This is a genomic window from Sphingobium xenophagum NBRC 107872, from assembly GCF_000367345.1.
GTDB lineage: Bacteria > Pseudomonadota > Alphaproteobacteria > Sphingomonadales > Sphingomonadaceae > Sphingobium > Sphingobium xenophagum.
Window position 1 is genome coordinate 1 of sequence record NZ_BARE01000004.1, and the last position, 7,692, is coordinate 7,692.

A 7,692-nucleotide genomic window follows, 5' to 3' on the forward strand; every position below is an offset into this window, starting at 1 on the left:
ATCGTTAGGGCGACACCCCTCCGTCAGCACTTCGTGCCGACACCTCCCCTTACAGGGGAGGATTGTCTACCAGACCCCCGATCAGTGGGCGACGGGCGGCGCGAACTTGGTCAGGTCGATGCCGGTGACAGCGCTCTTATACTCATCCATGCTGGGCGTGCGGCCCAATATGGAGGAGAGAACGACGACCGGAGTGGACGCCAGCAGCGATTCACCCTTCTTCTCGTCGGTGTCCTCTACGACGCGGCCCTGGAACAGGCGGGTGGAGGTGGCCATGACGGTATCGCCCCTGGCGGCCTTTTCCTGATTGCCCATGCACAGGTTGCAGCCGGGCCGTTCGAGATACAGCGTATTTTCGTAGCTGGTGCGGGCAGCGCTCTTGGGTGCGACATCGTCAAATTCGAAGCCGGCATATTTTTTGAGCACGTCCCAGTCGCCTTCGGCCTTCAACTCGTCGACGATATTATAGGTCGGCGGGGCGACGACCAAGGGGGCCTTGAATTCGACCTTGCCTTCGCTCGCCTCGATATTCTTGAGCATCTGGGCCAGGATTTTCATGTCGCCCTTATGCACCATGCACGACCCGACGAAGCCCAGATCGACCTTCTTGGTGCCGCCATAATAGGAAACCGGGCGGATGGTGTCGTGGGTGTAGCGCTTCGACACGTCCGCATTGTTGACATCCGGGTCGGCGATCATCGGTTCGTTGATCAGGTCCAGATCAACCACGACCTCGGCGAAATATTTGGCGTTGGGGTCGGGGGCCAGTGCGGGTTTCACGCCCGAACGGATTTCCGCGATGCGCGCATCCGCCTTGTTGATCAGGCCCTGCAGCGTGCCGGCGGCATTTTCCATGCCCTTGTCGATCATGATCTGGATACGCGACTTGGCGATTTCCAGCGATTCGATCAGCGTTTCGTCCTGCGAGATGCAGATCGACGCCTTGGCCTTCATTTCGGCCGTCCAGTCGGTGAAAGTGAAAGCCTGATCGGCCAGCAGCGTACCGATATGGACTTCGATGACGCGGCCCTGGAACACATTTTCGCCGCCGAACTGGGCGAGCATCTGCGCCTGGGTGGCGTGGACGACGTCGCGGAAGTCCATATAGGGCTGCATCTTGCCCTTGAAGGTGACCTTGACCGACTGCGGGATCGGCATGGTCGCTTCGCCGGTGGCAAGAGCCAGGGCAACAGTGCCGGAGTCCGCGCCAAAGGCCACGCCCTTCGACATGCGGGTGTGGCTGTCGCCGCCGATGATGATGGCCCAGTCATCGACCGTGATGTCGTTCAGAACCTTGTGAATGACGTCGGTCATCGCATGATAGCGGCCCTTGGGGTCGCGCGCGGTGATGAGGCCGAAATTGTTCATGAAGGACATGAGCTTGGGAATGTTGGCCTGCGCCTTCTTGTCCCAGACAGACGCGGTGTGACAGCCCGACTGATAAGCGCCGTCGACCAGCGGCGAGATGACGGTGGCCGCCATCGCTTCGAGTTCCTGCGCGGTCATGAGGCCGGTCGTGTCCTGCGACCCGACGATGTTCACCTTGACGCGCACGTCGGAACCGGCGTGCAGCACTTTGCCCGGCGTGACGCCGACAGCGTTGCGGTTGAAGATTTTTTCAACGGCGGTCAGGCCCTGGCCTTCGACCGAAATTTCCTTGTTCGGGGCAAAGACGAGCGGGGCTTCGATGCCCAGCGTTTCGGCAGCGAAGGTCTGAAGCTTCTTGCCGAACACGATGGCGTAGCTGCTGCCCGCCTTCATGAATTCCATCTTCTGCGGGGTGAAAGCGGACGCGACATCGACCAGTTCGTTGCCGGCTTCGTCGGTCAGCTTCTTGTTCTTGACGTCGATTTTCAGCACCGTGCCGGTCGCGACGGAGAATTTTTCCTCCAGCACCGGATTGCCGTCATTATTCAGGATGGGCTTGCCATCCGGGCCGGTCATCTTCACCCAGTTTTTAAGGTTGATGCCGATGCCGCCGGTCACGTCCACGGTGGTCGCGAAGATGGGCGAGATGCCGTTGGTGCCCGCGACGACGGGGGCATAGTTGACGAAGGGAACATAGGGGCTCTGCTGCTTGCCGGCCCACAATGCCACATTGTTGACGCCCGACATGCGCGAGGAGCCGACGCCCATCGTGCCCTTTTCGGCGATCAGCATGACGCGCTTGTCGGGATGCTGGATCTTGAGCGCCTGGATCTGCTGCTGCGCATCCGGCGATATCATGCATTGGCCGTGCAGTTCGCGGTCGGAACGCGAATGCGCCTGATTGCCCGGCGACAGAAGATCGGTCGAAATATCGCCTTCGCCCGCGATGAATGTGACGACCTTGATCTCCCCCTCAACATCGGGAAGCTTTACGAAAAATTCGGCGTTGGCGTAGCTTTCCAGCACATCCTTGGCGACTGCGTTGCCCGCCGCGTAAGCGTCACGCAGGCGGAACATGTCAGCGTCGTAGAGGAAAACCTGGGTCTTGAGCACGTCGCCTGCCTGAGCCGCGATGGTGGCATCATCGCCCAGCGCAATGTCGAGGAGTACCTTGATCGAAGGGCCACCCTTCATGTGGCTGAGCAGTTCCAGCGCAAAGGCCGGGGTGATTTCCGGCACGGTCACTTCGCCCAGGATGATCTGCTTGAGGAAGGCAGCCTTGACGGCAGCCGCGCTCGTGGTGCCGGGCAATGTGTTGTAAATGAAGAATTTGAGCGCGTCGGCGCGATGTTCGCTTGCCGCGTCCTGAATGATGGTGATGATTTCGTCAAGCAAGACGCCATCGTCGATTGGCTTGGGCGCAAGTCCCTGTGTCTTGCGGCTGTCGATTTCGGCCAGATAATCCAGGTAAATGCTCATCTCTTTCCCAACGTCATAAAGTGTACGGACTCGACGCGCAGCGCCACTTGCCGACTTATGCCCGGTCTGGGGAGCTGTTGGCCCCCCCGGTAGTAGAACGGAGGGGTATTGGCAAGTCGCCGCAGCGCAGCAAAAATTGCCAATTCGGACAAGGGGAGGCGCCGACTAGCGCGCCTTTTGCGTGGCGATCCAGGCGTCGATCTGGCTGTCGAGCACCGTCAGCGGCACTGCGCCCTGCGCCAGTACAGCGTCGTGGAAGGCGCGCAGGTTAAATTTCGGCCCCAGCGCGCCCTCTGCCCTGGCCCGCAATTCGCGGATCTTGATCTCGCCCAGCTTGTAGCCGAGCGCCTGTCCCGGCCAGCTGATATAGCGATTGACCTCCGCGTCGATATTGGCGTCGGACAGGGCGCTATTATCCTTCATGAAGGCGACCGCGCGGGCCTTGTCCCACCCCTTGGCATGGATGCCGGTGTCGACGACCAGACGGCAGGCGCGCCACATTTCATAGGACAGGCGGCCCATCATCTTTTCGGGCGTGTCATAGAGGCCCATCTCCTCGCCCAGATATTCGCTGTAGAGCGCCCAGCCTTCGACATAGGCGGTGAAGCTGGCCAGATATTTGCGGAATGGCGGCAGCGGCAATTCCTGTTGCAGCGCGATCTGGTCGTGATGGCCGGGCACCGCTTCATGGGCGGTGAGGGCGGGCAGTTCCCAATAGGGGCGCTGGTCCAGCTTTGACGTGTTGACATAATAGGTACCCGCGATGCCGCTTTCAGGTGCGCCGGGCATGTAATAGGCGGTCGTCGTCCCTTCCGCTTCGGCGGCGGGGATGGGTTTGAGGCCATAGGGCAGGCGCGGCAGCGTGCCGAAATAGCGGGGCAGCAGGCCGTCGATCGTCTTGGCCTGCCGCGCGGCGACTTGCAGCAGTTCCTCCGCCGTTTTGGCATAATAGCGCGGATCGGTGCGCAGATGGGCGATGAAGGCGGCGCGGCTGGGATAGCCCGCCTTGGCCGCGACGTCATCCATGCGGGCGCGGATACGGGCGACTTCGGACAGGCCGATGGCGTGGATCTGGTCGGGGGTGAGGTCGGTCGTCGTATGGGCGCGAACCCGGCTGGCATACCATGCCGCGCCGCCGGGCAGGGTGGAGGCGCTGTCGCTCTTGCGGCAGGCGGGCAGATAGTCCTTCACGAACAGATCGTGCCATTTGGTATATTCGGGCGCGACTACATCGCGGATGAGGGCGGTGGCGCGGGCCTGCATCGCGGCCCAGTCCGCATCACTGATGTCGCGGGGCCTGGCGCGGGTGAAGGGCTCGTAGAAGCGCGTGTCCTGCGGCTTGCCCGCGACGATGCCGCTGATGCTGGCGGCATAGTTGCCCAGCACCGAGCAGGGCTGGACATAACCGCCTTTGATCGCCTGCCGCGTGATGGAAAGGGCGTCGGCATTTTGCCGGGGGTAGAGCGAAAGGCGCTTCAGGTAGCTGTCATAATCGGCGCGATTGTAGAAGGGCAGGCCGTCGCTCATGCTGGCAAAGCCCTGATGCCAGCCATAATAAGTGGTGAACAGCATCAGCCGTTCGGCGGGATGGCTTTCCCCGGCGATGTCGTCCCGCAGCATCCACAGCAGCACGGCGCGGTTGACCCGGTCGGCGGGGTCAAGGCCGCTGTCGGCGATCGCGTCGAGCCGGGCGACGAAGGCCTGTTCCGCCTTGATCTGCGCGGCGCGGCCAGCCAGCGAAATGTCGTAGATGCGATCGTCATAGTCGCGCACGCCGCGCGCGGTGGCATCGACCGGATGGACCGACAGCCACCAGGCCCAATGATCGTCCATGACCTTGCCAAGGGCGTCATGGGGCGTTTGGGCGTGGGCCAGAACTGGCGTGGCGACGGCGAGGAGGAGGGCGATGATCTTGCGCATGGCACAGGGGATCGCGCGTCCCGGCCCGTTTGGCAAGAGGATCAGGCGGGTGGATCAGGCCGGGGCGACGCCATCCGCTTCGACGATGCCGTCGCCAGCGTGGTAGCCGCGGACCCGGACCCGCTTTTCGACCAGATCGACCGGGACGCGCAGCAGCAAGAGCCGATAGCTGCCGCCCAGGTCGCGCTGGAGCAGGAAGCCGGCTGCGTCGCGGATCAATCGACCCGTTTCATCCACAGCCGCGCCTGTTTCTGCTCCAGCTATATCCATCGGTTCAGTCTATCGCGTCCTTGATGCCCTTGCCAGCCAGCATGCCCAGGACGAGGAAGAGAACAAAGACCGCAAGGGCGATGAAGAACAGGATCTTGGCGATGCCGACGAATGTGCCAGCCGCGCCGCCAAAGCCCAGAATGGCGAGGACGCCGGCGATGACGAGCGAGATGAGGGCGAGTTTCAACATGGTAATATGTCCCTGACGTTGGAAAGGCGATACTTTCCGAACGAGCGGCGGGACCAGCGGTTCCGTGGTCAGACCCAGCCTTCCAGCACCTGGTTGGGCGGACGGTGGCCATCGACCCAGCTGCGGATGTTGGCGATGACGCGCGCGCCGGTGGCGTCGCGGCCTTCGAAGGTGGCGGACCCCATGTGCGGCAGCAGCACGACATTGGAGAGGGCGAAGAGGCGGGGATCGACGGCGGGTTCGTGGGTGTAGACGTCCAGCCCTGCGCCCGCGATCCGGCCTTCGTCCAGCGCGGCGATGAGCGCCGCTTCGTCGGTGATTTCGGCGCGGGAGGTGTTGATGAGATAGGCGTCGGGCCGCATCAGTGCGATACGCCGTGCGTCGATCAGCCCGCGCGTGTCGCCGTTGAGCGGGCAGTGGATCGACACGATGTCGCAGGCGGCGAGCAGGCCGTCCACGTCGCCGACCCATTCCGCCTCCAGTTCCTGCTCCACCTCGAACGGCAGGCGGTGGCGGTTGTGATAGGCGATGGTCAGGCCAAAGGCGCGGGCGCGGCGGGCAACAGCCCGGCCGATGCGACCCATGCCGATGATGCCGAGCTTTTTGCCGCCGATGCGGTGGCCGAGCATCCCCGACGGGCTCCAGCCGCGCCACTCGCCACTGCGCACCAACTTCTCCCCTTCGGCCAGGCGGCGGGGGACCGACAGGATCAGCGCCATCGTCATATCGGCGGTGTCTTCGGTCAGGACGCCGGGCGTATTGGTGACGATGATGCCCTTCGCGCGGGCGGCAGCGAGATCGATATGGTCGACGCCGCTGCCGAAGCTGGCCAGGAGTTGCAGCCGGTCCGGCGCGGCGGCGATCAGCGTGGCGTCGATCTGGTCGCTGATGCAGGGCACCAGCACGTCGCACTGGGCCATGGCGCGGGCGAGTTCGGTGCGGCTCATCGGTTGATCACCGACATTGAAGCTGGCGTCGAACAGTTCGGCCATGCGCGCCTCCACATTGGGGGGCAGGCGTCGCGTGACGATGACGCGCGGCTTGGCGGGGCGCGGTTTTTTGGCCATGCCAAGGCCGCTATGCCTGGCTGCGCCATCGGTCAAGCGCTTATGGTGGATCGGGCAAGTCAGCAGTTGTCGCGGGGGCGGCGCAGCGGCTATGGGAAGGCCATGGGTGACAGGAAAAACAGGTCGGGCATGAAGCGCATTTTGCTGGGCGCGGGCGTGGTCATGGCGCTGGGCGCAGCGGGCGACGCGGTGATCGCGGCGGGCAAGCCTGTGCCGTACTGGGCCTCGATTTCGCAGCCGGAGGCGCGCATGCGGGTCGGGCCGAGCCTGGATTACCCGTCCAACTGGATCTACCGCCGCCGCGACCTGCCGGTGAAGGTGGTGCAGGTGCTGGGTCTGTGGCGCAAGGTCGAGGACCCGGACGGCGCGCAGGGGTGGATGCATGTCCGCCTGCTGAGCGACACGCCGACCGGGGTGGTGCGCGCGGCCGAAGCGCCGATGCGCGAATCGGCCAGCGATGGCGCGCGGACATTGTTTCGTGCGCAAAAGGGCGTGGTGGGGCGCCTGTCCGATTGTTCGGGCGGCTGGTGCAGCTTCGACGTGAAGGGCCAGCGCGGCTATGTGAAGGCGCAGGACGTCTGGGGCGCGACCGACAAATAGGATTTGCGGGGCTTAACTTCGCATATTTCCCGGCAATCATGATATTTTCGTGCGTGCTGCGGGCAGAATGTTGCGCGGGCCGGTGGTTGGACGCGGCGTAGAACTTCGCAAACTTCGCCCATGTCGCGCGTGGGGGATTTGCGCGGGCGTGCTGGGGTGGACGATGGGAAAGAGCCGGGCGCGAGTGTAGCAGGTGGGGTGGGTGTAGGACAGGTGGGGGTCTGGTGCCGGCTGGGGCGGATGGCGGGCTGGGGTGGATGGCGGACCGTCGGGATTTACCTAATTGAGGCCGAGGACGGCCATCAACATCTACTCGGCGCGGCAGCCTGTCGCCGATTGAAAGGCAGGTGATGAGGCAATAGTTCGGTTATAATTGAGGATTTCGTCGGACGCACGCTCCAGTTCGGCCTGACTGAATTTGCAGCTGGTCATAGCATCAGAAAAGAAGATGCCTCCTCTCACTTCAAGCTTATCCTTGTCGGCCTTCGAACACACAATCCCTGGGATGTTGCGGCCGCCCCAAAAGGAGCTGTCTTCGTAAACTCGAAAGTCGTTCACACGCAGGCTTGACGCAACGTCGGCACCAAGACCCCTCATCGATATGTCGGGACAAAATGTGGGCGGCTTCTCTGGTTTAGCGGCCAAAGCAGCTATCGAGGCGATGCCCATGGCACATGATAGGATTGTCATTCTGACCAGCAACGCCAAGCCTCCGTCTGCTTGTAGCGAAGGTGCACCGATCCGTTATTGTCTGCAAGTGGTCGTTCCCGATCATCCTCCCCTGCAAGGGGAGGTGGA

The 7,692-nt window shown here is 63.1% G+C and carries 7 protein-coding genes; 1 reads left to right on the plus strand and 6 read right to left on the minus strand.

Annotated features, from left to right (window positions below; all coding sequences use genetic code 11):
• Positions 1-81: 81 nt before the first annotated feature.
• The 5 genes from SX1_RS02415 to SX1_RS02435 form a co-directional block, all read right to left on the minus strand.
• On the minus strand, positions 82-2,847 hold the full coding sequence (locus tag SX1_RS02415; RefSeq protein WP_019051760.1) for a bifunctional aconitate hydratase 2/2-methylisocitrate dehydratase: 2,766 nt from the start codon (positions 2,845-2,847) through the stop codon (positions 82-84).
• Positions 2,848-3,012: 165 nt separating this feature from the next.
• Positions 3,013-4,767, minus strand: coding sequence for a DUF885 domain-containing protein (locus SX1_RS02420; RefSeq protein WP_019051761.1), 1,755 nt, complete (start codon positions 4,765-4,767; stop codon positions 3,013-3,015).
• A 54-nt stretch (positions 4,768-4,821) separates the two neighbouring features.
• The gene (locus SX1_RS02425; RefSeq protein WP_019051762.1) at positions 4,822-5,037 is read right to left on the minus strand and encodes a DUF5818 domain-containing protein; all 216 of its coding nucleotides are present in this window, start codon (positions 5,035-5,037) and stop codon (positions 4,822-4,824) included.
• Between the two features lie 4 nt (positions 5,038-5,041).
• Positions 5,042-5,227 (minus strand): DUF1328 domain-containing protein, encoded by a 186-nt coding sequence (locus SX1_RS02430; protein WP_017184339.1) that lies wholly within the window; start codon positions 5,225-5,227, stop codon positions 5,042-5,044.
• Between the two features lie 68 nt (positions 5,228-5,295).
• Positions 5,296-6,294, minus strand: a complete 999-nt coding sequence (locus tag SX1_RS02435) for a 2-hydroxyacid dehydrogenase (protein WP_017184338.1) — start codon at positions 6,292-6,294, stop codon at positions 5,296-5,298.
• A 102-nt stretch (positions 6,295-6,396) separates the two neighbouring features.
• Here SX1_RS02435 and SX1_RS02440 point away from each other — a divergent pair, with 102 nt between their 5' ends.
• On the plus strand, positions 6,397-6,894 hold the full coding sequence (locus tag SX1_RS02440) for an SH3 domain-containing protein (RefSeq protein WP_043145174.1): 498 nt from the start codon (positions 6,397-6,399) through the stop codon (positions 6,892-6,894).
• A 309-nt stretch (positions 6,895-7,203) separates the two neighbouring features.
• Here SX1_RS02440 and SX1_RS22335 read toward each other — a convergent pair whose 3' ends face one another.
• Positions 7,204-7,563 carry a hypothetical protein gene (locus tag SX1_RS22335; RefSeq protein ID WP_026149429.1) on the minus strand — a complete coding sequence of 120 codons (360 nt, stop codon included), beginning with the start codon at positions 7,561-7,563 and terminating at the stop codon, positions 7,204-7,206.
• Positions 7,564-7,692: the final 129 nt, after the last annotated feature.